The organism is Prauserella rugosa (assembly GCF_000719975.1).
GTDB lineage: Bacteria > Actinomycetota > Actinomycetes > Mycobacteriales > Pseudonocardiaceae > Prauserella > Prauserella rugosa.
On record NZ_JOIJ01000002.1, the window covers coordinates 431,932 to 458,233 of the forward strand.

Here is a 26,302-nt window from a genome sequence, read left to right on the forward strand (position 1 = left end):
GGGTCACAGCGTGGGTCGCGGCGTTCGGGCGACGACGAACACGCGGCGGAACGGGAACCACGTCGTCCCGTCCGCGCGCGCCGGGTAGGCCTCCGCGAGCCGCTCGCCGAGCTCGCCGCGGAACTCCTCCCAGTCGGCGTCGCCGAGCGCCGCCCTGACCGGCCGCAGTGCCGTACCGGTGATCCACTCCAGCACAGCGCCGGGACCGTCCATCGGCTGGACGTACGTGGTCTCCCACGCCTCCACCGAACACCCCTCGTCGGCCAGCAGATCGGCGTACTCGGCGGCGCCGGACACCGTGTCCGGCCCACCCAGCGGCGCGGCGCCGCCCAACCGTGTCCGCCACCGGTCACTCGCCGCGAGCTCGCGCGCCAGCACGTGCGACGGGGCGTCGAAGTTGCCGGGTACCTGCATCGCCAGCCACGCTCCCGCGGGCAGCTGACCGGCCCAGCGCCGGAGCAGCTCGCGGTGCTCGGGGATCCACTGCAGCGTGGCGTTGCTGATCACCACGTCCGTGTCGGCCCACGGCGTCCACTCCCGCGCGTCGAGGACCTCGGCCTCCAGCCCGGCGGCGCGCGCCTTCTCGACCATCTCGGGCGAGGAGTCGAAGGCCTCCACCGTGGCCTGCGGCCACCGCTGCGCCACCGTCCGGGTGAGGTTCCCCGGCCCGCATCCCACGTCGACGACGCGGCGCGGCGCCTCGGCCCGCACCCGCGCGACCAACTCGTGGAACGGGCGTGCGCGCAGGTCGCCGTAGGTCAGATAGGTCGTCGGATCCCACATACCGTACGACCGTACGGCAAGGATCCGTCACCGTACAACCGTACGGTTAACCGTTCGAGGTCAGGTGTCCTCGTGCAGGCAGGCCGCCCGAGTCAGCCGTCCCCCGACAGCGTCCGGGCGGCCTCCCGCGCCATGGCACGCACCGTCTCGACGTCGGTGCCTGCGTCGGGCCGCGCCTGCAGCACCAGACCGTCCGTGCCGGGGACCTTCCGCAGCACGAACCACGCTCCCCCGCCGCCGGGCAGGTCCTTGCGGTGCCGGGCCCTGATGGCTCCTTCGACCCGCCTGCGCACCAGTTCGGGCAACCGGCCCGCACGGGGCACCGACAGGCGTACGGCAGGCAGATCGCGCAGTAGGACGGCACCGTCGAGGTCCTCGGCCTCCACCGCCTCGACCACCGTGAGGACACCGTCGGACCACGCCGCCTTGCTGACCAGATGCCAGCCGATGCGGCGCGGTCCGTCCTGCCCCGGCAGCCACAGGCCGAGCCGGGTGACCGCGACGTGGCCGTCGGCGGCCGGCGCCGCCGCGACGACCTCCTCCCCGTCCTCCAACACCGGGCGGAGGTCCTCCGGCACCGCCGGGCCGACGAGCCTGCGCCACCACCGCACCACCATCACTCGACCCCGCCCGAGGCCTGCTCCTTGAGCGCCTTGCGGTACTCCTCGAGGGCGACCAGGTCGCCGAACAGCTCGCGGTACTCGTCGGCGGCGTCCACAGGGGACAGTCGCTGCAGCCGGGACTTGAGTTCGCCGATCTGCCGCGCCACCAGGTTCTCCTGAACGGCCGAGAGCATCGACTGGACGTAGCGGGTGTCGGGTTCGCTCACCGACTGGAACGACTCCACCGCCAGTTCCGACAGCAGCGAGGCGACGCCGGGTTGGGTGGCGTGCTGCGAGGCGGCCTCCAGCAGCGCCGGACCCGACAGTCCCGACGCCGTACCGCCCGCCGCGAGCAGTGCCTTGTGGACCGCGACGTAGGCGGGATGGGTGAAGGCGTCCTCGGGCAACGCGTCGTACTGCGGGCCAGCCAGCGCCGGCTCCTGCAGCGCGGCCTTGAGCACCTCACGCTGTGCCACGCGCTCGGGGTCACGCGGATGCGGCCGCGGCACGGCCTGTTCCCCGGAGGGGCCCTCGGACGATCCACCCGCCTCGGCCCGCGGCGCGGGACGCCGGCCGCCTGCCTTCACCGGGGCGCCGGCGCTCTCGCGCACCCGCCGCACGACCATCGCCTCGTCCTGCCAGCCGGTCCACCACGCGAGCTTCGTCGCGTAGCCGTCCCGCTTCGCGCGGTCCTTGATCTGTGCGACGAGCGGCACCGTGCGCTGCAACGCCGCCACCTGGCCGTCGACCGAGTCGAGGTCGTAGTCGGCGAGCAGGCTGCGGATGGCGAACTCGAACAGCGGAATCCGCCTGGCCACCAGGTCGCGCACCGCGGCGTCGCCCTTGGCCAGGCGCAGCTCGCACGGGTCCATCCCCTCGGGGGCGATGGCGATGTAGGTCTGGCCCGCGAACGTCTGGTCGCCCTCGAACGCCTTCAACGCCGCCTTCTGCCCGGCCGAGTCGCCGTCGAAGGTGAAGATGACCTCGCCGCGGAACGCGTCGTCGTCCATCATCAGCTGGCGCAGCACCCGCATGTGGTCCTCGCCGAACGCCGTGCCGGACGAGGCCACCGCGGTCGGCACACCCGCCTCGTGCATCGCCATGACGTCGGTGTAGCCCTCGACGACCACCACCTGGTGCCGCTTCGCGATCTCCCGCTTGGCCAGGTCGAGCCCGAACAGCACCTGCGACTTCTTGTAGATCGGGCTCTCGCTGGTGTTCAGGTACTTGGCCTGGATCGGGTCGTCGTCGAAGAGCCTGCGGGCCCCGAAGCCGACGACGTCTCCCCCGCGGTCCTTGATCGGCCACACCAGCCGCCGGTGGAACCGGTCGATCGGCCCGTTGCGCCCTTCCTTGGAGATCTGCGCCTTGTACAGCTCGCCGAGTTCGAAACCGTTGTTCAGCAGATGCTTGGTGAGCTTGTCCCAGCCGCCGGGGGCGAACCCGCAGCCGAACTTCGCGGCCGCCGCCTGGTCGAAGCCGCGCTCCTTGAGGAACGTGCGGGCCGCCTCGGCCTCGGGACCGGCCAGCTGCTCGGCGTAGAACGCCTGCGCGGCCTTGTGCACCTCCACCAGCCGCAGCCGGGTGCCGCGATTCTCCCTGCGGACGTCCCGCCCGCCGCCCTCGTAGGTCAGCTGCAGGCCGATCCGGTCGGCGAGCCGCTCGACCGCCTCCACGAACGGGAGGTGCTCGATCTGCATGATGAACTTGATGACGTCGCCGCCCTCGCCGCAGCCGAAGCAGTGGAAGGTGCCGTGCGTGGCCCGCACGTTCAGCGACGGGGTCTTCTCCTCGTGGAACGGGCACAGGCCCTTGAGCGCGCCGCCACCGGCGCGGCGCAGCGCCACGTACTCCCCGACGACGTCGTCGATCCGATTGCGCTCGCGTACCTGTGCGATGTCGCTGTCCCGGATCCGTCCCGCCACGTCTCCACTTTAGGCCAGGCGTCGAGCGCCCCCGAGCGGGCATACTCGCCTCATGGCCGACACGCCCGCGCAGGCCCGGGACCACGCCGAACCGTCCGACCGCGGCGGCGCCGGCGACGATCCGCTCGGGCAACGCTTCGAGCACGAACGCTCCCACCTGATCGGTGTCGGATACCGGCTGACCGGCTCGCTCGCCGACGCCGAGGACGCCGTGCAGGAGGCGTGGCTGCGGCTCGCCGCACTCGATGCCGAGCAGCGTGCGGCCGTGCGCGACCTGCGTGCGTGGCTGACCACCGTCGTCGGGCGGCTGTGCCTCGACCGCCTGCGCTCGGCGCGGGCGCGCCGGGAACGGTACGTCGGGCCGTGGCTACCCGAACCGATCGTCACGCCCCTCGGTGATCACGGCCCTCCCGATCCACTGGCGTCGGTGGTCGCCGACGACGGGGCCCGGATGGCGGCGATGGTGGTGCTGGACGTGCTGCCGCCGGAACAACGTGTGGCGTTCGTGCTGCACGACGCCTTCGACGTGCCGTTCTCCGACGTCGCCGCCCTGCTCGGGTGCAGCACCGCCGCGGCCCGGCAGTACGCCTCGCGTGGGAGGCGCGCCGTGCGCGAGGCCGACCCGCCGCCGCGCACCGCTCCGGAGGAACGCCGCCGGGTGCTGGAGGCCCTGCTGACCGCCATGGCGGCGGGGGACGTCTCCGCCGTCGCACGGATCCTCCATCCGGACGTCGTGCTCGTCGGCGACTCGGACGGCAGGGCCAGGACCGCGCGCCGGGTGATGTCCGGCGCCGACACGATCGCGCGGCTGTTCGCCGGCCTGCTCACGACCTACCGGCCGGGCGCCTTCGCGACGGCCCGGCCGGTGCTGGTCAACGGCGAACTCGGCGTCTACGTGCCGCCGATGCCCGGCGGGGACGGCTACCGCGACCTGGACACCCACGTCCAGACGGTCGCGGTTCGCGACGGCCGGGTCGTCGCCATCTACGACCAGGTGAATCCGGACAAGCTCACCCGGCTGCCCGAGCTGCCCTCGCCCTGACCCCGCCGGCCGGCTCCGGCCTGCGGGTAGCCGGAGCCCGTCAGCCCGCGGTGAGTGCGCGGGCGTCCCAGATCCACATGTCGCCGAACCGCTGGCCGCGTTCACCCAGCAGTCGCTCGACGGTGACCCGCAACGGCTCGGCGTTGGGGTGGTCCTCGCTCAACGCCACGACGTCGGTACGCCAGAAGCGCAGGTCCTCGATCGCCTGCTGCTGTTCGGCCCTGCCGACGCCTGCCGGCATCCCGCTCTCGTCGACCTCCTCGAGCAGCGCCGAGGTCGGGGTCCGCTGCGCACCGTAGATGCCCTTGCCGTCGTCGCCGGGACCGACGAAGTAGCCCTCGGACAGCGGGAACTCCAGGTCCTGATCGACCTGCCAGTGCAGCGGATCGGCGTAGCCCGTGTCGGGCAACGGCACGATCGTGACGGCGCGGCCCTCGCGCACGTGGTGTTTCCACTGGCCCGAGGCGAAGAAGTCCGGAACGTCGGCGCGCTCCCCCACCGGCAGGCTCGTCGGCATGATCGGCACGAGCGCCACGATCAGCGCGCCCGCCCAGCTCACCTGCGCGAGGTACCGCCACTCCCGCTGCCACGGCAGTCGCAGCACGCGGTCGGTCGCCATCGCCAGCAGGATGCCGGCCAGGGGCGCGCACGCCAGCGCGAAGCGCGACTCCAGGACCGCGTCGAGCAGCGGCACGTCGTGCAGCAGCATCCACGGCCCGGGAATCGCGGTGCCCTCGCCGTGCACGACGAGCACCACGCCCATCGACACCCAGGCGAGCACGAACATCGCCACCGCGACGGCCCGCGCGGCGGCCACGCGCCACAGCGCCACGGTCGCGGCGGTGAGCACCACGACCAGCGGCCAGCCGAAGAAGGCGTTCTCCTCGGTGCGGTTGAGCGAGAGCTCCACCGCGGACTCCTCCGACCCCGCGAGGGAGTTCGACGCGTACGCCCCGAACGCGCCGACGTCGTTGCCGTTGAAGCCGTGCTCGATGCCCCGGTAGCTCTGCGGGCCGGCGAACTGCCACCACAACGGCACGGCCACCACCGCCGCCGCCACCGCGGCGCCCACCGCCATCCCCGTGCCGAGCGGCCGCACCATCGCGCCGACCTCGCACGGCCGGGACAACGCGTAGACGAACGCGAACACCACCATCGTCACGGCGGTGATCAGCAGCGGCTCCTCGCCGACGAAGACCTGGTACGCCGCCAGCAGGCCGAGGATCACCCCGTGGAACACGGGCCGCTCACCACGGGCCAGCAACAGCAGCCGGTGCACCAACAGCGGCACCACGAACAGGACGACGAAGTTCGGGTGCGCGTTGGCGTGCGAGACGATCGGCGGAGCGAAACCCGCGGTCGCCGCGCCGATCACCGCCGCGCCCCGGCTCGCGACGACGTACCGGGACAGCACCCAGTACCAGGTGCTCGCCGTCGCCGCGATGCCGCCGGTCAACGTGAGCGCCCACGTGACGGTCGGTCCGAACAGGACGGTCACGGGCGTCAGCGGGACGCCGAATCCCAGCATGGCCGTGTTGGCCATGAGGTTGACGCCGAGCGGAAAGTTCTGCAGATCCGTGTGCAACGGGTTGGACAGGGTGAGCACGTTCTCCGCCGTGACGGCGAAGAACCACTCCCACATGTTCTGGTCCTGACCGGCGTAGGCCAGGTAACCCGAGTCGAGGTTCTGCCACAGGTCGCGGTACAGCAGGAATCCCGCGGCGACGAAACCGACCACGACCACGGCATCGACGATCCGTGCGCGCACGCGAGCATCCGGCCGCGCCCCGGAACCCGGCGCGGCCTGCAGAGCGGAACTCACGGCGTGACCACTCGCGCCAGGAAGTAGACCGCCCCGCTGGCCGCGTGGCGCACCAGGAGCAGGAACGGACGGTTGACGTCGACCACGACGGGCTCCTGCGTCGGCATCGACACCAGGCGCATCGTCGCCGCGGTGGCCGCCGCACCCTCGAGACCGCTCTCGTCGAGCCGCAGCACCGCCTGGTGCAGCACCTCCGACACGCACAGCCGCGGATCGTCGGTGAGGGCACCGAAATCGGCCTGCGGGGTGAACATCCGCCGTACCCCGAGACCGCGCAGCGCGCCGCCCAACGCGCCGGGGACGTCGAGCGAGACACGGGGCATGGTCAGCCGCACCTGCTGGGGACCCATCCGGTCCAGCAGTGAGCCCAGCACGTGTTCGTCCATCGTGGACTCGGCGTCGGCGAGTCTGCGGTCCGGCAGCAGGACGAGGGCCTCGACGCCGCCCTCCGCGGGCACGGACACCGCGGTCCACCCTTCGGCCTCGGCGTAGCCGAAGCGCGCCGTCTGGCGCATCATCGGCACCGGCATCGGGCCGTCGGGGGTGTGGAAGTCGCCGTCGGCGGTGTCGTCCTCGGGGAACGGATGCCGCCACGGCACGCGCAGGTACAGCGCGTTCACCAGCGTGGCGACGGTGTCGGCCGTGATCGACCGCGGGGGCAGCAGTTCCGGGATGAGCTCACGTGTCGTCGCCGCGACGTCGGCGTTGATGGCCGACCGGGCACCGTCCGGGTCGTCGACGAACGGAGCCTGCGCGACGGTGCCCGAGGGCCACCGGGCGAGCGTGCCGGAGTAGCCGTCGACGAGCGGTAGCCCGTCCCACGCCCACAGGGTGTTCGACACCGCCAGCACCGGTTCCTCGCGACCCTGCCTGGCCTCGAGCGTCGCGGCCGCCGCCAGCAGCTCGGCCTGCTCGGCGGGGGTCGACTCCGGCCCGGCCAGCAACGCGGCCACCTCGTCGGCGGTCTCGCCTCTCGCCGCATCCGTCACCAGTCCGAGCGCGCTCGCCGCCGAGTAGGGCGACACGCACGCGTCGGACTCCCCTGCCGTCGCACGGTGCACGGCGAGCGCGAACCGCAGGTGTGCCGACTCCGCCGAATCCGTCCTGGCAGACATTCTGTGACCGTATCGTCATCGGTGTGAGCTACGCGTGGCGCCCCGTGTGCCAGGCGTGCCACGCATGGGCCTGCGCATCGGTGAGGGTCGCGACCTGGTCGATCACCACCCGCAGGCGTGCCGCGTCGTCCTGCGCCCTGCGCCACACGTGCGCGTACACCGGTTCGAGCGCCTCCGGGGCGCGGGCGGCCAGCAGGTCGACCAGCTCGACGAGCAGCTGGCGCTGGCCCTCCTGCATCGCGAGCCTGCGCCGGTCGCTCATCACGTACCGCACGGCCAGCGCCTTCAGCAGCGCCACCTCCGCCCGCACCCGCGCCGGGACGTGCAGATCGGCCTCGTACCGCACGAGCGGCCGATCGCCGTGCACGGCACGGGTCTCGGTCGCCGCGGCCGAGGCGTAGCGGCCGACCAGCACGCTCGTCAGCCGTTTGAGCGCGACCTGCGCCTCGAGGGTCGAGTCGTAGTCCCGCCGGGCCAGGTCCGCCACACCCGGCAACGTGAGCAGTCCGGCGGCCGCCTCCTCCACCACCGACACCGGTTCGGCGGTGAAGTGCTTCGCCGCGAGCTGCGCCACGGCCGTGCGCTCGGTCTCGTCGGCCAGCACGGCCAGCGAGATCCGGCCCGCCCGCACGCCGTCCTCGACGTCGTGCACCGAGTAGGCCACGTCGTCGGCCCAGTCCATGATCTGCGCCTCGAGGCAGCAGCGCTCACCGTCGGCGCCCTCGCGCATCCACGTGAAGACTTCGAGGTCGTCGGCGTAGACGCCGAACTTCGGGGTTCCGGGCCTGCGCGGCCACGGGTACTTGGTGGCCGCGTCGAGACTGGCCCGCGTGAGGTTCAGGCCGAGGGTGCTCGCGGCCTCACCGGTGTCCTCCCCGGACGCGGTCGTGGCGAGGACCTTCGGTTCGAGCCGGGTGAGGATCCGCAGAGTCTGCGCGTTGCCCTCGAAGCCGCCGCAGGCCTGCGCCACCTCGTTCAGTGCCTGCTCGCCGTTGTGCCCGAACGGCGGATGGCCGATGTCGTGGGCCAGCCCCGCGGTGTCGACGATGTCGGGATCGGCGCCGAGATCCTCGGCGATGCCCCTGCCGATCTGCGCCACCTCGAGCGAATGCGTCAGCCGGGTGCGCGGCACACCGCTGACCTCGGCGCCCTCACCGGGGCCGACGACCTGCGTCTTGCCGGCGAGTCTGCGCAGCGCCGCGGAGTGCAGCACCCGCGCGCGGTCGCGGGCGAACGGTGTCCGGGTGTCCACGCGGGCGCCGTGCAGCGCACCGTCCTTGGCCGGTTCGGGACTCGGCCGGGCGCGATCATGCTCGGTGTACGACACCCGCGTCAGTCTACGAACCCGATCACGACCGCACGCTGTCCGCGCCGAGCAGGTGGTAGTAGAGCAACGCCGCGGTCTCCCGCGTGATGTACCACGCCTGCGTACCCCTGGTCTGCACGATCGGCCCGGAGTGCGTGGGCGAGGTCCACGACTCGACCCCCGCGTCCTCGAGCATCGTCCTGGCCCGCAGCGAGTGCCACGGGTCGCTGACGATCACCGCGCTCTCCCAGCCCTGCCGATCCGCCTCCCGCGCGACGGCCTCGAGCGACAGCAACGTGTCGTTGCCCTCCGGCACCGTGACCGTGTCCGAGTCCGGAACGCCGTTCTCGGTCAGCCAGCCCGTGCCCGCCTCGGCCTCGCTGTAGGCGTCGCCCTGCGCCCGGCCACCCGTGGTGACGATGCGCGGGGCGACCCCTTCGTCGTAGAGCTCCTTGGCCTGGGCGAGCCGATAGGCGAACACCTTCGACGGCGTGCCGTTGTACTGAGCGGCGCCCAGCACCACGATCGCGTCCGCCGGCTGCCGTTCGTCGGCCCGCGCCACGTGCCACACCCGCAGCGCGGTGCCGGCGACCAGCACGACCGCGATGAGCACGACCCCGGCGACGGCGCGGCGGATCCACCGCGTCACACCCACGGCAGTCGGCCCTCAGCAGCCGATGAGGCGGGCGGCCAGATACGACTCCAGCTTGTCGATGGCGATGCGCTCCTGGTCCATCGTGTCGCGCTCGCGCACCGTCACGGCCTGGTCGTCGAGGGTGTCGAAGTCGACGGTCACGCAGAACGGCGTGCCGATCTCCTCCTGCCGCCGGTAACGCTTGCCGATGGACTGGGCGTCGTCGAAGTCGACGTTCCAGTGCTTGCGCAGCATCGCCGCGATGTCCTTGGCCTTGGGCGTGAGGTCGGAGTTACGCGACAGCGGCAACACCGCGACCTTGTACGGCGCCAACCGCGGGTCGAGCTTGAGCACCGTGCGCTTGTCGACACCGCCCTTGGCGTTCGGCACCTCGTCCTCGGTGAACGCGTCGAGCAGGAACGCCATCATCGGCCTGCCGACACCCGCCGCGGGCTCGATCACGAACGGCCGGTACCGCTGCCCCCCGGCCTGGTCGAAGTACGACAGGTCGACGCCCGAGTGGTTGGAGTGCGTGGTGAGGTCGAAGTCCGTCCGGTTGGCGATGCCTTCGAGCTCACCCCACTCCTGGGACGCCGAGAACCGGAAGCGGTACTCGATGTCGACCGTGCGCTTCGAGTAGTGCGACAGCTTGTCCTTGGGGTGCTCGTACAGCCGCAGGTTGTCCTCCCGGATGCCGAGGTCGACGTACCAGGCCTTGCGCTGTTCGATCCAGTACTCGTGCCACGGCTCGTCCTCGCCGGGCTCGACGAAGAACTCCATCTCCATCTGCTCGAACTCGCGCGTGCGGAAGATGAAGTTGCCCGGCGTGATCTCGTTGCGGAACGACTTGCCGATCTGGCCGATGCCGAACGGTGGCTTCTTCCGCGCCGTCGTCTGCACGTTCAGGAAGTTCACGAAGATGCCCTGCGCGGTCTCCGGGCGCAGGTAGTGCAGCCCCTCCTCGGACTCGACCGGGCCGAGGTAGGTCTTCAGCATCATGTTGAACTCGCGCGGCTCGGTCCACTGCCCGACGACACCGGTCTCGGGGTCGGGCACGTCGGCGAGACCGTTCTCCGGCGGGTGGCCGTGCTTGGCCTCGTACGCCTCGATCAGGTGGTCGGCGCGGTAGCGCTTGTGGCTCGACAGCGACTCGACGAGCGGGTCGTGGAACGCACTCACGTGACCGGAGGCCTCCCACACCTGCCGCGGCAGGATCACCGAGGAGTCGATCCCGACCACGTCGTCCCTGCTCTGCACCATGGTCTTCCACCACTGGCGCTTGATGTTGTCCTTCAGCTCGACGCCGAGCGGTCCGTAGTCCCACGCCGACCGGGTACCGCCGTAGATCTCTCCCGAGGGGAAGACGAAGCCACGACGCTTGCAGAGGTTGACGACGGTCTCGATGGTGTTGGCGGGCACTCCACGCTCCGTGGGAACTATCGCAGTGGTGGTTCGATGGAAAAGGGTCGTTCGATGGAAGATGTGAGACACCAGACTAGCGCCGCCCGCCCGAGCCGCGACCGAGGGGCGGGACGCTGATCAGCGTTTCGGCCTGACCACGGCAAGCGCGGGCGGCGACGGCCCGGGGACGGCCTAGAATGGTAGGACGGCGGGGATCCGACCCGGCCCCGCCGGGACTCGTGGGCCGAGGCCGTTGCAGGCAGGGGCCGGACGAGGACACACCCGGTATGAGCACAGTGGTCCGTGTGCCGGCACACGGCGAGCGCAGGCTGGAGCAGTCGACATGGCGATCGCGAGACCGGCGGCCACACCCGCGAACGCCACACCCGCGGAGCCGGCAGGCTTCCCAGTCACCGAGGAGGGCGACATCACCGCCGACATCACCGGAGCGGGCGACGCCCCGCAGCCGCACGACCACTCGGCGGGCACCGACGCGCCCCTGACACCGCCACCGTCGCAGGCCGCGCTCGCCGACGCGGGGGAACTGCTCAGGGCGCTGGCGGCGCCCGTGCGCATCGCGATCGTGCTGCAGTTGCGCGACGGGGACCGCTGCGTGCACGAACTCGTCGACGCGCTCGACGTCGCCCAGCCGCTCATCAGCCAGCACCTGCGGGTGCTCAAGTCCGCGGGCGTCGTACACGGTCAGCGCCGCGGCCGGGAGGTGGCCTACCGGCTGGTCGACGACCACCTGGCACATATCGTGGTCGACGCGGTCGCACACGTGCAGGAGGAGGCGAAGCGATGAGCACGTCCACGGGCACCTCGGCGGAGACCTCGGCCGGAACGGCGGCCGGGACCTCGGCGGCGAACACGAAGGCGCCGCTGCCGGGGCGCAGGGCCACGCGGCAGCGTGCCGCGGTCGTCGAGCTGCTGGCGGAGGTCGACGACTTCCGGTCCGCCCAGGAACTGCACGACGAGCTGCGCAGGCGCGGCGAGGGCATCGGGCTGACGACGGTGTATCGCACGCTGCAGTCGCTCAGCGAGGCCGACGAGATCGACGTGCTGCGCACCGACTCCGGTGAGGCGCTGTACCGGCGTTGCTCCGAGCACCATCACCACCACCTGGTGTGCCGCAGCTGCGGCTACACCGTGGAGGTCGAGGGGCCCGCGGTCGAACGGTGGGCGCAGAAGATCGCCGACGGCAACGGCTTCTCCGACATCAGCCACATGATCGAGATCATGGGCACCTGCGCGACCTGCACCGCCGCGCGGAACGGCTGACCCTCCTCGTCCCGGACGGGGTCAGGTCTCGTACGGATCGTCCGGCTGCGGGATCTCCCGTAGCGTGCGCACGTCCAGTTCGGGCACGTAGTCGCGGTCGTGGCGGTCGCCGCTGTCGACCAGTCGTCCGGTGACCACGACCCACGTGTCCGCGGGCAGCAGATCGGCCTGTCCCCCGGACAGCTCGGTGCGCAGCGCGAACGCGTCGGCGGCGCAGCATCCGATGACCATCCGGGCGAGCTGCGGCCCGTCGTCGGTGGGCACGACGAATCCGGTGAGCCGCACCGTCCTGCCCTCGAGTGCGCCGGTCTCGTCCCAGCCCGCGCGCGTGACGAAGTCGGTCATCGTCATGGGAACGACCTCGCCCGCAGGCAGCGGCCCGAAATCGGTATCCGCGGGCTGGAAGTTCTGCCGGGCCCGCAGCACCGAGTCCGCGCCGAGCGCAGGCGGTGCGACCAGCAGTACGGCCAGTACCGGGGCGAGGATCAACCAGGCCGACCGGGCCGAGTGCGCGTGCTCGTGCTCGCGTTCGGCCTCGGTGTCACTGCCGGTGTCGGCCCCCGGTTCGCCCGCCGTCCCGGCAGGATCGTTCGTGGCAGGGTCGTTGGTGGCAGGGTCGTTGGTGGCAGGGTCGTTCGCGCCGGAGCGGGCGGCGGAGCGGACGTCGGTGGCGATGGCCACGGCCGCGAGCACCACGGTGACGAGGCCCGCGGCGACGATCCACGGCAGCTGGGTGCCCTTGACGTAGCGCAGGTAGTCGCCGGTGAAGGCGATCTTCAGCAGCGCGCCGCCGAGCAGCAACAGCAGGATGTTCTGGGTCTCGCGCCTCACCGCACGCCTCCCAGGAACAACAGACCCGCCGCGAGTCCGCAGACGATCGCCACGACGAACGTGACGGGCGCGAACCGCAGCGCGAACCGGCGGCCGAAGGTGCCCGCCTGCAGGGCGAACAGCTTGGCGTCGATGGCGGGCCCTACGACGAGGAACACGAGCCTCGGCAACAGCGGCAGCGCCGACAGTGAGGACGCCACGAACGCGTCCGCCTCGCTGCACAGCGACAGCACCACCGCCAGCACGGCCATGACGAGCACCGCGAGCACGATCTGTTCGCCCAGCGTGGAGAACCACTCCGACGGGATCAGCACGCCGAAGGCCGCGGCGACGAGGGCGCCGAGGACGAGGAACCCGGCGGCGTCGACGAGGTCGGCGCGGGCGGTCTCGGCGAACACCCGCCACCGGCGACGGCCCTGCACGTCGGGCAGGCGCCGCAGGGCACGCTCGGCGATCCATTCGAGCTTGCCCCACCGCATCCACAGCCAGCCCATGACCAGCGCGGTGGCGAGGGAACCGACGAACCGCGCGAGCACCATCGCGGGCTCGCCGGGGAAGGCGACGGCCGTGGACACCAGCACGATCGGGTTGACCGCGGGCGCGGCCAGCAGGAAGGCCAGCGCCGCCGACGGTGCCACCCCCTGGCCGATCAGCCGCCGGGCCACGGGAACGGAGGCGCACTCGCAGCCGGCGAGCACGATCCCGGAGGCACCCGCCACGCCGACCGCGGCCGACTCCCTGCGCGGCAGCACGGCCCGCAGCACCTTGGCAGGCACGAACGCCGCGATCGCCCCGCTCAGCAACACCCCGAGCACCAGGAACGGCACGGCCTGCACGCAGATCGCCACGAAGACCGTCGACGCGGTGCGCAGTGCCGGCACGTCGAACGCCTCGCGCAGCCAGTTCTGGCCTACGATCGCGAGGACGAGCAGTGCGCACAGCACCTGCATCGAGGTGACGCGCCACCGGCCCCCTGCGCGACGGGGGTTGTCGACAACGGTTTCCATGACGGTCTTCATCGTGCCAGGCCCGCACCCTCGCCCGGCCACGGCCGGGCACCGTGCTGGGTGCTCAGGCCTCGACGATCTCGGAGCGCACCTGGGAGGCGGTGGACACGACGAGCATCAGCAGGGTGCCCAGCGGTGCGGGGTCGAGTCCCTGCGCCGGGAAGGCGTACCGCAGCGTCACGTCCATGCCCGACTCGTTGTGCACGATGCCGAGCGTGCCGAACAGGCCCTGCCCCGCACGCTCGGCCACGACGGCGGCCAACGTCGGGTCGTCGGGCAGGTCCCAGGCCACGACGCAGGTCAGGCTCAGCACCAACAGCCCGTCGGCCAGACGCATCGCCTGCACGACGCACGGCACGTCGGAGTGTTTGAACGTGAGCGTGCCGTCGTCGTCGACCTGCACGTCGAGGTAGGTCTCGAGCGCGTGTTTCGCGGAGGCCAGCAGCTCGGCCGTGTCGGCGGCCTCGGTGGTCATGCGGTGTCCTTCCCGGTGTCGTCGGTGGCGGCCGTGCCGTCGTCACCGCTCTGGTCGACCGCGCCGCCGAACCGGCGATCGCGTTTGGCGTACTCGAGACACGCGTCCCACAGCTGGGTGCGGTCGAAGTCGGGGAACAGGGTGTCCTGGAAGACGAACTCGGCGTACGCCGACTCCCACAGCAGGAAGTTCGACGTGCGCAGTTCGCCGGAGGGACGGAGGAACAGGTCCACGTCCGGCATCTCCGGCTGGTACAGGTACTTCGCGATGGTGCGTTCGTCGACCTTGTCGGGGTTGATCTCGCCCGCGGCGGCGGCCTGCGCGATGCGCCGCGCGGCGTCGCCGATCTCGGCCCGGCCGCCGTAATTGACGCACATGGTCATGTTCATGCGCGTGTTGTGCTTGGTCTTCTCCTCGGCCGCCTCGAGTTCGGAGATGACACTGCGCCACAGTTTCGGCCTGCGTCCGGCCCACCGGATGCGCACGCCGATCGAGCCGAGGTAGTCGACCTGGCGGCGGATCGTGTCCCGGTTGAAGCCCATCAGGAAGCGCACCTCGTCGGGACTGCGTTTCCAGTTCTCGGTGGAGAAGGCGTACACCGACAGCCATTTCACGCCCAGTTCGACCGCGCCGCTGGCCACGTCGATCATCACGTGTTCGCCGCGTTTGTGCCCTTCGATCCGGGGCATGCCGCGCTGGTTGGCCCACCTGCCGTTGCCGTCCATGACGAGGGCGACGTGGTTGGGCACCAGTTCGGGCGGAATCGCGGGCGGCCGCGCCCCCGAGGGATGCGGGTCAGGCGCCCGCGTCTCCCTGATCGCCGCCGTGTCGCGCGCCTTCCGCCGCACCTGCCACCTCCGCCTCGCCGGGTCCCGTCTCCCGCGCCACCGTCTCCGCCACCGTGTCGGCGGGCGTGTCACGGGATCCCGGTCCTGTGTCGTTCGTGTGTTCCGCGTCGTCGCCCGGAGCCTGCCGGGCGCGTGTGTCCGACCCTAACGCGGCGGTCAGCGGCGCCTCGCGGGCACGGCGTTCGACGAACGGCAGTGACCGCAGCTGGCGTTCCAGGTGCCACTGCAGGTGTGCGGCGACGAGGCCGCTCGCGTCGCGGCGCACGGCGTGGGTGGTGTCCTCGGCGGTGTCCCAGTCGCCGTGCAGCAGCGCGGCCATGAGCAGGAGCACCTCCGGTGCGGGGTGGACCGAGCCGGGGATGCGGCAGCGGGTGCACAGCAGCCCGCCCGCCTGGACGTTGAAGGCGGCATGGGGTCCGTGTTCGCCGCAGCGGGCACATTCGGTGAGCGCGGGCTCCCAGCCGGCGAACGCCATCGCGCGCAGCAGGAAGGCGTCGAGCACGAGGGAGGCGTCGCGACCGCCGTCGGCCAGTGCCCGCAGTGCCCCGCACACCAGCAGGTACAGCTTGAGCGCGGGTTGTTCCTCCTCGGCGGCCAGGCGGTCGGCGGTCTCGACGATCGCGGCCGCGGCCGTGTAGGCCTGGTAGTCGCCGACGATCGGCAGTGCGAACGCGTCGACGGTCTGCACCTGGGTGACCACGTCGAGGGTGCGGCCGGTGTAGAACTGCACGTCGACGTGGCCGAACGGTTCGAGCCGTGCGCCGAATCGGGACGTCGTGCGGCGGACACCCTTGGCCACGGCGCGCACCTTGCCGTGGCGCCGGGTGAGCAGGGTGATGATGCGGTCGGCCTCACCGAGCTTGTGCACACGAAGCACGACGCCGGTGTCCCGATACAGACTCACCGGGACATGATCCCACGCTTCCCCGACACGACCGGGCCGCCGGCGCGGTCAGAACGCCGGTTTGGTGGAGATCACGTACGTCTTGGCCACCAGGTCGTGCCACCCGCGCCGGCCGCGGGGGTCGAACACCGGCGAGAGGAAGTACAGCAGCAGCGCCGCCGAACCGAGGTACAGAAGGATGTTCAGTACGCCCAGCCCCGGCACCAACAGTGCCCGGCTCATGGCGGGTCCGGCACCGAGGCCGCTGCCGTGGGCGCTCGACGACCGGGTGACCACCCGCAACCCCATGATCTTCTTGCCGAACGTGCGCCCACGTTTCCCGAGGCCGATGGCCTCGTAGATCATCATGATCAGCGGGTACAGCACGGCGTAGCCGCTCGTGATCGTCGCGGAGGTCCCGAAGACCCCGGAGTCGCGGCCGAAGATGATCGCCAACGGCAACAGGACGGCACTCACGACGGCGCCGACCATCACGATGTCCAGCAGCCGGGCGAGGAACCGGTACATCAGGGATGCCAGTTCCAGTGGCGCGCCGCCGTCGAACTGGATCCGCGCGCCGGGCACCAGCACGGTCGCCTCGCCGGGTTTGCGGGGCGGCATCGGCATGCCGTACCCGGGTCCACCGCCGTAGCCGGCCTGCTGCGGCATGCCGTGAGGTACCGGTTGGTGGGGCGGCACCCCGTAGGGCTGCTGGGCCTGGGGTTGCTGTCCGTACGGCTGCTGTCCGTACGGTTGCTGCCCGTGCGGAGGTTGGCCGTAGGACTGCTGTCCGTACGGCTGACCATGAGGCGACTGTCCCTGGGGAGGCTGCCCCTGGGGAGGCTGTCCCTGGGGTGGTTGGCCGTACGGGTGCTGTGGCGGCTGTGGTTGGGGCTGGGGCGCAGGCCCGGCCTGCGGGTGCCAGCCGTGTTCATGCGAACCGGGATGCGTCACCGGATCTCCCCCTCATCACGCGTCATCGGCAACCGCCGGTCGGGCTCATCGGCACCGCCGGTCAGGCGGATCGGAACCATGCGCCGGCAGGAAGGCCGCGAAACACCCACCACGCCGCCGTCAGCACGACCAGTCCGATGGTCAGGGTCGTACCCGCCTTGCCTGCCGGCCACCATCGCGCGGCACGTCCGGTCTCCCATCGCGCCAGGGCCGTCAGCACAGCCACGACCAGCGGCAGCACGATCACGACGGCGTACGCGTTGTGCCCGACCGACGCGACGATGTCACCGTGCAACAGGTCCCCGAGAGCGCGGCTGCCGCCGCAGAACGGGCAGTCCACTCCGGTGAGGGCGCGGAACCAGCAGGGCAGTGCGAGCGCCCCGGTGCCCAACGCGAACCCGCAGAGCAGACCACCGCCCGCGAGTGCCGGCGTGACACGCATGGCGTGCCACGGCCGGGCCGCGCGCGGGGTCGTCATGTCAGTAGTTGATCGGCTTGGTCGAGATCACGTACGTCTTGGCGGCCTTGTCGTGCCAGCCCTGGCGTCCCTGCTCGTCGAAGAACGGCGACAGCACCATCAGGGCGGACACGATACTGCCGAGGCACGGGATCAGCCCGGGAGCGATCATCACCGCGATGCGGGTGAACGACGTCCCGCTGCCCACCGCGGCCGTTCCGTGCGTGGCGCTGAGTTCGGTCACCACACGAAGGCCGGCCACGCTCTTACCCACGGTCGCGCCGCGAGTGCTGATCATGAGCCCTTCGTAGAGGATCATGGCGATCGACGACAGCGGCGCCACAATGAGCGAGATCCACCACATGTCCGGGTCCGACGCGACCACCGCAAATTGCAGAATCATCATCAGAATCCCGAACGGGAGGCCGATGATCAGGCCGTCGACAACCCGCGCCAGGAAGCGGCTGCCCATGGTGCCCAGCACCAGCGGGCCGGTGTTCGGGAACTGGATCTGCGCGCCGGGCACGATGATCCGCGCCTGACCGGCCACCATCTGGCCGCTCCCGAAGCCGCCCGGCTGCTGTCCGGGGAACCCACCGGGCTGCCCGTACGGTTGCTGTCCGTACGGTTGCTGTCCGTACGGTTGCTGTCCGTACTGCTGTTGCCCGTAGGGCTGTTGGCCGTATTGCTGCTGTTGGCCGTAGGGCTGCCCGTACGGCTGCTGGCCGGGCACACCCTGCTGCTGGAAACCACCGGACTGGGGGTTCTGCTGGCCGGGGTTCTGCTGCGGGAATCCGCCCGACTGCGGCCCGGGGTACTGACCCTGGCCGGGCTGCGGCTGGCCGTAGGGCTGCTGCCCCTGACCGGGCTGCTGGCCGTAGGGGTTCTGGTTGTACGGGTTGGTCATGCGGGGCTCCCCCTTGTGGCGACGATCGCGCGAGAGAGTACCTCACACGACAAGCGCCGGTGAGCGCCCCGGACGACGCCACGCCATGATCGCCCGAAAGATCAGTAATGCACCGGTTCGGTCGAGATCACGTAGGCGCCGACAGCCTTGTCCTGCCATCCCTGCCGGGCCATCTCGTCGAAGAACGGCGAGACCGAGACGAGCACTGTGACGAACCAGCCGACACACGGCAGCAGGCCCGGCAGTGTCACGACCGCCGCCCTGGCCAGCCCCACACCGAGACCGGGACCTGCCTTGCCCAGAGCAGCCGCACGGCGCGTCACCACACGTACGCCCACCGCCCGCTTCCCGACCGTCGCACCGCGTAGCCCGATCAGCAGTCCTTCGTAGACCCACGCGACGAGGATCGCCCCGGGCACCACGAACAGCAGGACCCACCACCGCCGTGGTTCCGGGACCACCACGCCCACCAGGAGACCGATGAAGACGACCGTCGCGGGCACACCGATGACGAGCCCGTCGATCAACCGCGCGAGGAAACGCCGCCCCATGGTCGCCAGCACGAGCGGCGCCGATTCCGGGAAGCGGATCCACGCGCCGGGCGTGACGATCTGTGCGGCGTCCGGGTCGCCTGGGTACATCGCTGCGAGTCGTCCCTAGAAGCCGAGCTTGCCGAGTTGTTTCGGGTCGCGCTGCCAGTCCTTCGCGATCTTCACGTGGAGGTCGAGGTAGACCTTCGACCCGAGCAGCGCCTCGATGTGCCTGCGGGCGTTGGCTCCGACCTGCTTGAGGCGGCTTCCCTTGTGGCCCAGGACGATCGCCTTCTGGCTCGAGCGCTCGACGTACACGTGCGCGTAGATGTCGACCAGGTCGTCGCGTCCCTCCCGCGGGAGCACCTCCTCGACCGTGACGGCGATCGAGTGCGGCAGTTCGTCCCGCACCCCTTCGAGCGCCGCCTCGCGGATGAGCTCGGCGATGAGCGTCTGCTCCGGCTCGTCGGTGAGGTCACCGTCCGGGTAGAGCTGCGGCCCCTCGGGCAGTTGCCCGACGAGCACGTCGGCCACCGTCTGTACCTGGTAGCCGTCCACAGCGGACACCGGAACGAGCTCGGCGAAGTCCATCACCTGCTGCAGCGCCAGCAGTTGCTCGGCGACCGCCTCCGGCTTGACGAGGTCGGTCTTCGTCACCAGCCCGACGACGGGGGTGTGCCGCACGATCTTCGCCAGCTCCGAGGCGATGTAGCGGTCTCCGGGACCGATCTTCTCGTCCGCGGGCACGCAGAAGCCCACGACGTCCACTTCGGACCACGTGGACTTGACGACGTCGTTGAGCCGCTCCCCCAGCAGCGTCCGCGGACGGTGCAGACCCGGCGTGTCGACGATGATCAGCTGGGCGTCGTCGCGGTGGACGACGCCCCGGATGGCGTGCCGGGTGGTCTGCGGCTTGTTCGAGGTGATCGCGATCTTCGTGCCGACGAGCGCGTTGGTCAGCGTCGACTTGCCCGCGTTGGGCCGCCCGACGAAGCAGGCGAACCCCGACCGGTGCTCGGGGCCCGTCTCCCGCCATCCCGTGTCCTGGATGCCGGCGGCCCGCAGTTTCGCCTCGAGGTCGCCGCCGCCCTGTTCGCCGCCCTGTTGGCCGCCGTTCTGTTCGCCGCCGCTGTGTTCGCTGCCGTTCTGTTGGCTGCTGCCACCGGTTCCGGCGTCGGTCACCGGACGGTCTCCTGTACCTCGCCCGCAGGGTCGGCCCGCAGCACGGGCGCGTCGTCGGCCATGTCCCGCACGGCCTGCATCGACGCCTCCGGCACGAACGGTTCCGCGGTCACGATCGCCGCGGCCTCGAGCCCCTCGGCCCCGCTGGACACCGCCGCCGCGACCGCGGCCTGCACCGCGGTCAGCTTGAGCGACGGCAGGTCGATCGTCGCCGCGGCGTAGGTGCGGCCATCGGTGTCGCGCACGGCCGCGCCCTCCGCGGCCTGGATCCGCGCCCTGGTCGAGCGGGCCAGGATGACGAGCTTCTCGTCCTCGGGGTCGAGGTCAGGCATGTTCGACGCTCCTATCGGTGTCGCGCTGGTCGCCCACGGCGCCGCCGGTCTCGGCGGCGCGGGCGGTGTTCTCCGTCTTGTCGCTGTGGTCGCGATTGCCGGCGGTGCCACCGGTGCTGGTGCCGCCGGGGCTGTCGTCACCGTCGTCCCCGGTGGGCTCCTGCTCGGCCACGGGACGGACGACCACGGTGGTGATCCGCATGCGGCCGCGGCGGTCCTTGCCGCCTTCGGCCCGCAGGCGCAGTCCTCCGATCTCCGCCTCCGCCCCCGGCAACGGCACCCTGCCGAGACGCTGTGCCATGAGACCGCCGACGGTCTCGACGTCGTGATCGGACAGGTCGACGTCGAACAGCTCGCTCAGATCGTCGACCCCCAGCCGCGCGGAGACGCGCAGGGTGTGCTCGCCGAGCTCCTCCACCTCGGGCCGTTCCTCGGTGTCGGACTCGTCGGTGATCTCGCCGACGATCTCCTCGAGGATGTCCTCGATGGTCAGCAGTCCGGCCGTGCCACCGTACTCGTCGACGGCGATGGCCATGTGATGGCGGGACACCTGCATCTCCTTGAGCAGACTGTCCAGCCGTTTGGAATCGGGGACGAAGTCGACCGGCCCCTTCAGCTCGTCGACGGGCCTGGCGTTGCCGCCCTCGGCCAGCGAGGCCTGTACGAGGTCCTTGAGGTTCACCACGCCGACCACGTCGTCGGCGGTCTCGCCGATGACGGGCAGCCGGGTGAACCCGGTGCGCATCGACAGGGCCAGCGCCTGCCGCACCGTCTTGTCCTGTTCGATCCAGACGATCTCGGTGCGCGGCACCATCACCTCGCGCGCGACGGTGTCGCCGAGCTCGAAGACGGAGTGGATCATCTCACGCTCGTCGGTGCCGACGACGCCGCGTTCGCCCGCGAGGTCGACGATCTCGCGCAGTTCCGCCTCTGTGGTGAACGGGCCTTCGCGGAACCCTTTGCCGGGCGTGATCGCGTTGCCGACGACGATGAGCAGCCGGCTCAACGGCCCCAGCACGGTCCCGAGCACGCGCACGGGGCCCGCGACGATGAGTCCCACCCGGTACGGGTGCTGCCTGCCGATGGTGCGCGGCCCGACGCCGACGAGGACGTAGCTGACCAGGACCATGATCGCGCCGGCGCCGGCCACCGACGACCAGTCCTCCTGGAACCAGCGCAGGCCGACGACGGTCACCAACACGGTGGCCGTCAGCTCACAGGCGAGCCGCAACAGCAGCAGCAGGTTGATGTGCCTGCTGCGCTCGTCGATGATCGCCACGAGGTGCCGGGCGCCGACGCGGCCGGCCCGGATCATGCCTTCGGCACGCGCCCTGGACACCGAGCTCACCGCGGCGTCCGCGGCGGCGAACAGGCCGCCCAGCAACACGAGTGCGACGGCCAGTACCAAGGCCGCGGTACTGCTCACGGCTGCTCCCGGTCCGCCCCTCCGTCGAGCCCGGCGGCACCGAGCAGACGGTCGTCGGCACTGCGCTGGGCTTCCCTGCGGGACGCCTCGAGGCGCGCGGCCTGGTAGTCGGCCAGGATGCGGTTCTGCAGGCCGAACATCTCGCGTTCCTCGGCGGGCTCGGCGTGGTCGTAGCCGAGCAGGTGCAGCGTGCCGTGGACGGTGAGCAGGTGCAGCTCGTCCATCAGCGAGTGGCCCGCCTTCTTGGCCTGGTCGCGCGCGAACGCCGGGCACAGCACGATGTCACCCAGCAGCGCCGCGGTGTCCTCCGGCGCGTCCGGGCGCCGGGTGCCGTCCATCTCGTCCATGGGGAAGGCCATGACGTCGGTCGGACCGGGCAGGTCCATCCACCGCTCGTGGAGGTCCTCCATGACGTCGAGGGTCACCAGCAGCACCGACAGTTCGGCGAGCGGGCTCACCTCCATCTGGTCCAGCGCGAACCGGGCGGCCGAGACGATCGACTCCTCGTCGACGCCGACCCCGGACTCGTTGGCGATCTCGATGCTCACGCGCGATCCTCGCTGTGCTTGCCGTTCCCCGTCGAGCGGGGCCTGCGGCGTTCCTCGGTGCCGTTCCGCGACGGCGTGTTCCCGTCGGCCGCGTCCTGCGTGGCCTGCCACTTCTCGTACGCGTCCACGATGTCCCCGACGAGCTTGTGCCGCACGACGTCGTTGCTGGTCAGCGACGAGAAGTGCAGGTCCTCCACGCCTTCGAGGATCTCGCGCACGATGCGCAGGCCGCTGCGCTGCCCGCCGGGCAGGTCGACCTGGGTGATGTCGCCGGTCACCACGACCTTGGAGCCGAACCCGAGCCGGGTCAGGAACATCTTCATCTGCTCGGGCGTGGTGTTCTGCGCCTCGTCAAGGATGACGAAGGCGTCGTTGAGGGTCCGTCCGCGCATGTAGGCCAGCGGGGCGATCTCGATGGTGCCGGCCTGCATCAGCCGCGGGATGGACTCGGGGTCGACCATGTCGTGCAGCGCGTCGTACAGCGGCCGCAGGTACGGGTCGATCTTCTCGTGCAGGGTGCCCGGCAGGTAGCCGAGCCGCTCCCCTGCCTCCACGGCGGGCCGGGTCAGGATGATGCGGTTGACCTGCTTGGCCTGCAGCGCCTGCACCGCCTTCGCCATGGCCAGGTACGTCTTGCCGGTACCGGCGGGTCCGATGCCGAAGACGATCGTGTGCTTGTCGATCGCCTCCACATAACGCTTCTGGTTGAGCGTCTTCGGCCGGATCGTGCGGCCGCGCCGGGAGACGATGTCCAGGCTCAGGACCTCGGCGGGCGACTCGGCGTTGTCCGCGGCGAGCATGCCGACGGTGCGCCGCACGGTGTCGGGCCCGACCTGCTGGCCCTTCGAGGCCAGCGTGGACAGTTCGGCGAAGACCCGCTCGGCGAACGCGACCTCGGCAGGCTGTCCGGTCAGCGTGACCTCGTTACCTCGGACGTGCACGTCGGCGTGGAGAAGCTCCTCGGCGACACGCAGGTTCTCGTCACCCGACCCGAACAACGCCAGGGTGGCCGTGTCGGGAATGGGGAACTTGGAGCGTGCCTGGTCGCCGCCGGTGTCGGGAGTCTGCTGCGGAACGGTTCCGGCCACGTGGCCTCGGGCCTGCCTTCTGCACGTGTCGTGCCGATTGGGGGTCGATGTCTGCCTGTCATGCTAACGGCCGGACCCGCACCCGGTCGCCCGGATTCACCCGCGGCCCGGTCTGCGCCGGCGTGCTCGCCGGTGGCCGTGCGGAGCGCCGATCGGACGGCGATCGGCCACAGGTCGTGCTACCCCGCGTAACGCCCGAAGTGCCCCAACTGTTCCCCGCCGAGCACGTGGGCGTGCACGTGGAAGACGGTCTGCCCCGCGTCGGAGCCGGTGTTGAACACGACGCGGTAGCCGCCGTCGACGAGGCCTTCGAGTTCGGCGACGCGATGGGCCGTCGTGATCACCTCGGCGAGCAGCGCCGGATCGGCTGCGGCCAGTTCGCCGACGTTGCGGTAGCGCGTCTTGGGCACGACCAGGACGTGGGTCGCCGCCTGCGGGCTGATGTCGCGGAAGGCCAGCGTCGTGTCGGTCTCGTGGACGATCTCGGCGGGAATCTCCCTGGCGATGATCCGCTCGAACAGGGTCTCGGACGGGTCGGGCTCGGTCATGCCGGGAACTGTAGCGCGCGGGTCCGACACGGTCCGACGACCGTGCAGCGGGAAGTGTGCGCGGTGGGAAAGGTCGTGTGGAAAGGCCGTGTGGGAAGGATGCACGGAAAGAACGGACGGGGCACGCGGGGAGCGCGGGACCGACGGGACGCCGAGCGTTCCGCTTGCCGAAACACCGCGGCGCGGGTGGAGCGTGGGGGACGCGCTCCACCCGCGGCCGCGGCTCCGCCGGGCCGAGGGGGAGGTGCCCGGCGTGATCTCGGTGAGGTCTCGGCGTTGTCGCTCGGTCCTGGGCACGCGTCGTGCCGCGCCCCGGTCGTTAACCAGCGTAACGGTTCGCCAGGGGATCAGCGAGTACGTCGACCGCTCGTCGTCGGCGTGATTCGGTGAGCGGTCACCAACGTGCGGTCAGCGCGCCCAGAGTGCCGAGGGCCACAGCGCCCGCGGTCGACGTGCGCAGCACCGTCGGCCCGAGCCGGACGCCCACGGCGCCGGCATCGGTCAGTGCGGCCAGCTCCTCGCCGGTGACGCCGCCCTCGGGGCCGACGACGAGGTACACGTCGCCGTGGTCGGGCAGCGCGACGTCCTTGAGGCCGACCTCGGCGGTCGCCTCGAGCAGGTACGCCCCCGCGGCGGTCGACAGGCGCGCAGCCAGTTCCACCGTGGTGACCGGCTCGGGCACGTCGGGCACGCGGCCACGGCGGGCCTGCTTCGCGGCCGCACGCGCGGTGGTGCGCCATTTGGCCAGTGCCTTGGCGCCGCGCGGACCGTCGTCCCAGCGGGCGACGCTGCGTGCCGCCTTCCAGGGCAGCACCGCGTCGGCGCCCGCCTCGGTGGCCAGTTCGACCGCGAGCTCACCCCGGTCGCCCTTGGCCAGTGCCTGCACGATCGTCACCCGCAGCGCGGGTTCCGGATCCTGACGCCTGGCGAGGACGGTGACCTCGAGTGTGGGGTGTCTGCCCGGTTCGACAGCGTCCACGACGCAGTCGGCGAGCCCGCCGCGGCCATCGGCGAGCGTCAGCCGTTCGCCCGCGCGGGTGCGGCGCACCGTCACCGCGTGGCGGGCCTCGTCGCCGTCGAGCACGGCGCTGTCTGCCGCAGGCAGGTCGTCGACGAGGAACACCGGCGGCGTCGACACCGGCGCCTCCGGCACGTCGTGGGTGTCCGGCCCCTCGGCCATCGTCACCGCTTGGAACGCAGCTTCGAGAACAACCCGCTGTGCTTGGCGCCGCTGCCCGCGAGCTCGGGGGCCTCCTCACCGCGCAGCTTGGCCAGCTGGCGCAGGAGTTCGGCCTGCTCCTCGTCGAGCTTCGACGGGACCACGACGTCGACGTGGACGTGCAGGTCACCGCGTCCGTCGACGCGGCCCGACGAGCGCAGCCGCGGCATGCCCTTGCCGGTCAGCACGAGCTCGGTCTCGGGTTGCGTGCCCGGCTCGATCTCGACGTCGACCTCGCCGTCGATGAGCGTCTCCAGGGGAACCGAGGCGCCCAGCGCGGCGCTCGTCATCGGGATCCGCAACCGGCAGTGCAGCTCGTTGCCCTGGCGCTCGAAGACCTCGTTGGGTTCCTCGTCGACCTCGACGTAGAGGTCACCGGCGGGACCACCGCCGGGGCCGACCTCGCCCTGTCCGGACAGCCGGATGCGCATGCCGTCGCCGACGCCCGCCGGGATCTTGGCCGTGACCGTGCGCCGCGCACGCACCCTGCCGTCCCCACTGCACTTGCGGCACGGGTCGGTGATGATCTCGCCAAGGCCCTGGCACGCCGGGCACGGCCGGGCCGTGACGACCTGGCCGAGGAACGAGCGCTGCACCGACTGGACCTCGCCCTGGCCGCCGCACGTGTCGCACGTGGTGACCGAGCCGCCCTCCGCCATTCCGGCGCCGCGGCACAGGTCGCACAGCACCGCGGTGTCGACGGCGATGTCCTTGTCGATGCCCGTCGCGCATTCCTCGAGCGTCAGCCGCAGCCGGATGAGCGCGTCGGAACCGGGCTGCACCCGGCTGCGCGGGCCGCGGCCCCTGCCACCGCCCGCGGCGGCGCCGAAGAAGGCGTCCATGATGTCGCCGAGCCCGCCGAAGCCGCCGAACGGATCGCCGCCGCCGCGGCCACCCGCCGCACCGGCACCGCCGTCCATGGGGTCACCGCCCAGGTCGACGATCTTGCGCTTCTGGGGGTCGGACAGCACCTCGTAGGCCGTGGTGACCTCGCCGAACTTCTGCTGCGCGTCCTCGGACGGGTTGACGTCGGGGTGCAACTCACGCGCGAGCTTGCGGTAGGCCCGCTTGATCTCCTGGTCGCTCGCGTCTTTCGACACGCCCAGAATTCCGTAGTAGTCCCTCGCCACCGTTTCGACGTCCTCCTAGTACCGCA

28 protein-coding genes are annotated in these 26,302 nt (G+C 71.3%); 3 read left to right on the plus strand and 25 right to left on the minus strand.

The genetic code is table 11. From position 1 onward, the window contains the following. Positions 1–3: 3 nt before the first annotated feature. The 3 genes from IF64_RS0104580 to dnaG form a co-directional block, all read right to left on the minus strand. Positions 4–783 carry a trans-aconitate 2-methyltransferase gene (locus IF64_RS0104580; protein ID WP_030530732.1) on the minus strand — a complete coding sequence of 260 codons (780 nt, stop codon included), beginning with the start codon at positions 781–783 and terminating at the stop codon, positions 4–6. 92 nt (positions 784–875) lie between these two features. Continuing rightward, positions 876–1,394 carry a hypothetical protein gene (locus IF64_RS0104585; protein ID WP_145600738.1) on the minus strand — a complete coding sequence of 173 codons (519 nt, stop codon included), beginning with the start codon at positions 1,392–1,394 and terminating at the stop codon, positions 876–878. Positions 1,395–1,399: 5 nt separating this feature from the next. After that, positions 1,400–3,310, minus strand: a complete 1,911-nt coding sequence (gene dnaG, locus IF64_RS0104590; protein WP_030530734.1) for a DNA primase — start codon at positions 3,308–3,310, stop codon at positions 1,400–1,402. Between the two features lie 52 nt (positions 3,311–3,362). Between dnaG and IF64_RS0104595 the strand changes: the two genes are divergently transcribed. Then, positions 3,363–4,352 carry a sigma-70 family RNA polymerase sigma factor gene (locus IF64_RS0104595; RefSeq protein ID WP_084705643.1) on the plus strand — a complete coding sequence of 330 codons (990 nt, stop codon included), beginning with the start codon at positions 3,363–3,365 and terminating at the stop codon, positions 4,350–4,352. Positions 4,353–4,392: 40 nt separating this feature from the next. Here IF64_RS0104595 and IF64_RS0104600 read toward each other — a convergent pair whose 3' ends face one another. The 5 genes from IF64_RS0104600 to IF64_RS0104620 are packed head-to-tail and all read right to left on the minus strand — an operon-like array spanning position 4,393 to position 10,648. Then, positions 4,393–6,174, minus strand: a complete 1,782-nt coding sequence (locus IF64_RS0104600) for a hypothetical protein (RefSeq protein ID WP_051757465.1) — start codon at positions 6,172–6,174, stop codon at positions 4,393–4,395. Next, positions 6,171–7,289 (minus strand): serpin family protein, encoded by a 1,119-nt coding sequence (locus tag IF64_RS0104605; RefSeq protein ID WP_030530737.1) that lies wholly within the window; start codon positions 7,287–7,289, stop codon positions 6,171–6,173. The genes IF64_RS0104600 and IF64_RS0104605 overlap by 4 nt, the downstream gene beginning before the upstream one ends. A 28-nt stretch (positions 7,290–7,317) precedes the next feature. Beyond that, positions 7,318–8,616, minus strand: coding sequence for a deoxyguanosinetriphosphate triphosphohydrolase (locus IF64_RS0104610; RefSeq protein ID WP_030530738.1), 1,299 nt, complete (start codon positions 8,614–8,616; stop codon positions 7,318–7,320). Between the two features lie 22 nt (positions 8,617–8,638). Next, positions 8,639–9,244 carry a YdcF family protein gene (locus tag IF64_RS0104615; protein WP_030530739.1) on the minus strand — a complete coding sequence of 202 codons (606 nt, stop codon included), beginning with the start codon at positions 9,242–9,244 and terminating at the stop codon, positions 8,639–8,641. Between the two features lie 18 nt (positions 9,245–9,262). After that, positions 9,263–10,648 carry a glycine--tRNA ligase gene (locus IF64_RS0104620; protein WP_030530740.1) on the minus strand — a complete coding sequence of 462 codons (1,386 nt, stop codon included), beginning with the start codon at positions 10,646–10,648 and terminating at the stop codon, positions 9,263–9,265. A gap of 325 nt (positions 10,649–10,973) precedes the next feature. On the opposite strand from IF64_RS0104620, the gene IF64_RS0104625 reads away from it, so the two are divergent. Together IF64_RS0104625 and IF64_RS0104630 are read left to right on the plus strand one after the other, a co-directional pair. Continuing rightward, positions 10,974–11,435: an ArsR/SmtB family transcription factor gene (locus IF64_RS0104625; RefSeq protein ID WP_084705644.1), complete on the plus strand. Its 462-nt coding sequence runs from the start codon at positions 10,974–10,976 to the stop codon at positions 11,433–11,435. Then, a complete protein-coding gene (locus IF64_RS0104630; RefSeq protein WP_048807903.1) occupies positions 11,432–11,911 on the plus strand; it encodes a Fur family transcriptional regulator in 480 nt (159 codons plus the stop codon). The genes IF64_RS0104625 and IF64_RS0104630 overlap by 4 nt, the downstream gene beginning before the upstream one ends. A gap of 21 nt (positions 11,912–11,932) precedes the next feature. Here IF64_RS0104630 and IF64_RS0104635 read toward each other — a convergent pair whose 3' ends face one another. From IF64_RS0104635 to dnaJ, 17 genes are all read right to left on the minus strand, one after another. After that, on the minus strand, positions 11,933–12,742 hold the full coding sequence (locus IF64_RS0104635) for a TIGR03943 family putative permease subunit (RefSeq protein ID WP_030530743.1): 810 nt from the start codon (positions 12,740–12,742) through the stop codon (positions 11,933–11,935). Next, positions 12,739–13,749 (minus strand): permease, encoded by a 1,011-nt coding sequence (locus IF64_RS0104640; RefSeq protein ID WP_030530744.1) that lies wholly within the window; start codon positions 13,747–13,749, stop codon positions 12,739–12,741. Before IF64_RS0104640 ends, IF64_RS0104635 begins: the two co-directional genes overlap by 4 nt. Before the next feature lie 64 nt (positions 13,750–13,813). Beyond that, positions 13,814–14,224 carry a YbjN domain-containing protein gene (locus tag IF64_RS0104645; RefSeq protein ID WP_030530745.1) on the minus strand — a complete coding sequence of 137 codons (411 nt, stop codon included), beginning with the start codon at positions 14,222–14,224 and terminating at the stop codon, positions 13,814–13,816. After that, complete coding sequence (locus IF64_RS0104650) at positions 14,221–15,072, minus strand: isoprenyl transferase (protein WP_036875711.1); 852 nt, start codon at positions 15,070–15,072, stop codon at positions 14,221–14,223. The genes IF64_RS0104645 and IF64_RS0104650 overlap by 4 nt, the downstream gene beginning before the upstream one ends. Beyond that, positions 15,020–15,976 carry a DNA repair protein RecO gene (gene recO / locus IF64_RS0104655; RefSeq protein ID WP_030530747.1) on the minus strand — a complete coding sequence of 319 codons (957 nt, stop codon included), beginning with the start codon at positions 15,974–15,976 and terminating at the stop codon, positions 15,020–15,022. Before recO ends, IF64_RS0104650 begins: the two co-directional genes overlap by 53 nt. 48 nt (positions 15,977–16,024) lie before the next feature. Beyond that, positions 16,025–16,909: an RDD family protein gene (locus tag IF64_RS0104660; protein ID WP_145600373.1), complete on the minus strand. Its 885-nt coding sequence runs from the start codon at positions 16,907–16,909 to the stop codon at positions 16,025–16,027. A gap of 61 nt (positions 16,910–16,970) precedes the next feature. Beyond that, positions 16,971–17,387, minus strand: a complete 417-nt coding sequence (locus IF64_RS0104665; RefSeq protein ID WP_030530749.1) for a DUF2752 domain-containing protein — start codon at positions 17,385–17,387, stop codon at positions 16,971–16,973. Between the two features lies 1 nt (position 17,388). Beyond that, positions 17,389–18,273: an RDD family protein gene (locus IF64_RS25180; RefSeq protein ID WP_030530750.1), complete on the minus strand. Its 885-nt coding sequence runs from the start codon at positions 18,271–18,273 to the stop codon at positions 17,389–17,391. 101 nt (positions 18,274–18,374) lie between these two features. Further along, positions 18,375–18,914 (minus strand): RDD family protein, encoded by a 540-nt coding sequence (locus IF64_RS0104675; protein WP_030530751.1) that lies wholly within the window; start codon positions 18,912–18,914, stop codon positions 18,375–18,377. A 15-nt stretch (positions 18,915–18,929) separates the two neighbouring features. After that, positions 18,930–19,853, minus strand: a complete 924-nt coding sequence (gene era / locus IF64_RS0104680) for a GTPase Era (RefSeq protein ID WP_030530752.1) — start codon at positions 19,851–19,853, stop codon at positions 18,930–18,932. Between the two features lie 128 nt (positions 19,854–19,981). Further along, complete coding sequence (locus IF64_RS0104685) at positions 19,982–20,317, minus strand: hypothetical protein (RefSeq protein ID WP_030530753.1); 336 nt, start codon at positions 20,315–20,317, stop codon at positions 19,982–19,984. Continuing rightward, entirely contained in the window at positions 20,310–21,743 is a 1,434-nt protein-coding gene (locus IF64_RS0104690) for a hemolysin family protein (protein WP_084705646.1), read from the minus strand. Before IF64_RS0104690 ends, IF64_RS0104685 begins: the two co-directional genes overlap by 8 nt. After that, on the minus strand, positions 21,740–22,291 hold the full coding sequence (ybeY, locus tag IF64_RS0104695; protein ID WP_030530755.1) for an rRNA maturation RNase YbeY: 552 nt from the start codon (positions 22,289–22,291) through the stop codon (positions 21,740–21,742). The genes IF64_RS0104690 and ybeY overlap by 4 nt, the downstream gene beginning before the upstream one ends. Beyond that, entirely contained in the window at positions 22,288–23,379 is a 1,092-nt protein-coding gene (locus IF64_RS0104700) for a PhoH family protein (RefSeq protein ID WP_051757466.1), read from the minus strand. The genes ybeY and IF64_RS0104700 overlap by 4 nt, the downstream gene beginning before the upstream one ends. Before the next feature lie 179 nt (positions 23,380–23,558). After that, a complete protein-coding gene (locus tag IF64_RS0104705) occupies positions 23,559–23,927 on the minus strand; it encodes a histidine triad nucleotide-binding protein (protein ID WP_030530757.1) in 369 nt (122 codons plus the stop codon). Between the two features lie 394 nt (positions 23,928–24,321). Continuing rightward, the gene (locus tag IF64_RS0104710; RefSeq protein ID WP_051757467.1) at positions 24,322–25,107 is read right to left on the minus strand and encodes a 16S rRNA (uracil(1498)-N(3))-methyltransferase; all 786 of its coding nucleotides are present in this window, start codon (positions 25,105–25,107) and stop codon (positions 24,322–24,324) included. Between the two features lie 2 nt (positions 25,108–25,109). After that, a complete protein-coding gene (gene dnaJ, locus IF64_RS0104715; RefSeq protein WP_030530759.1) occupies positions 25,110–26,276 on the minus strand; it encodes a molecular chaperone DnaJ in 1,167 nt (388 codons plus the stop codon). Positions 26,277–26,302: the final 26 nt, after the last annotated feature.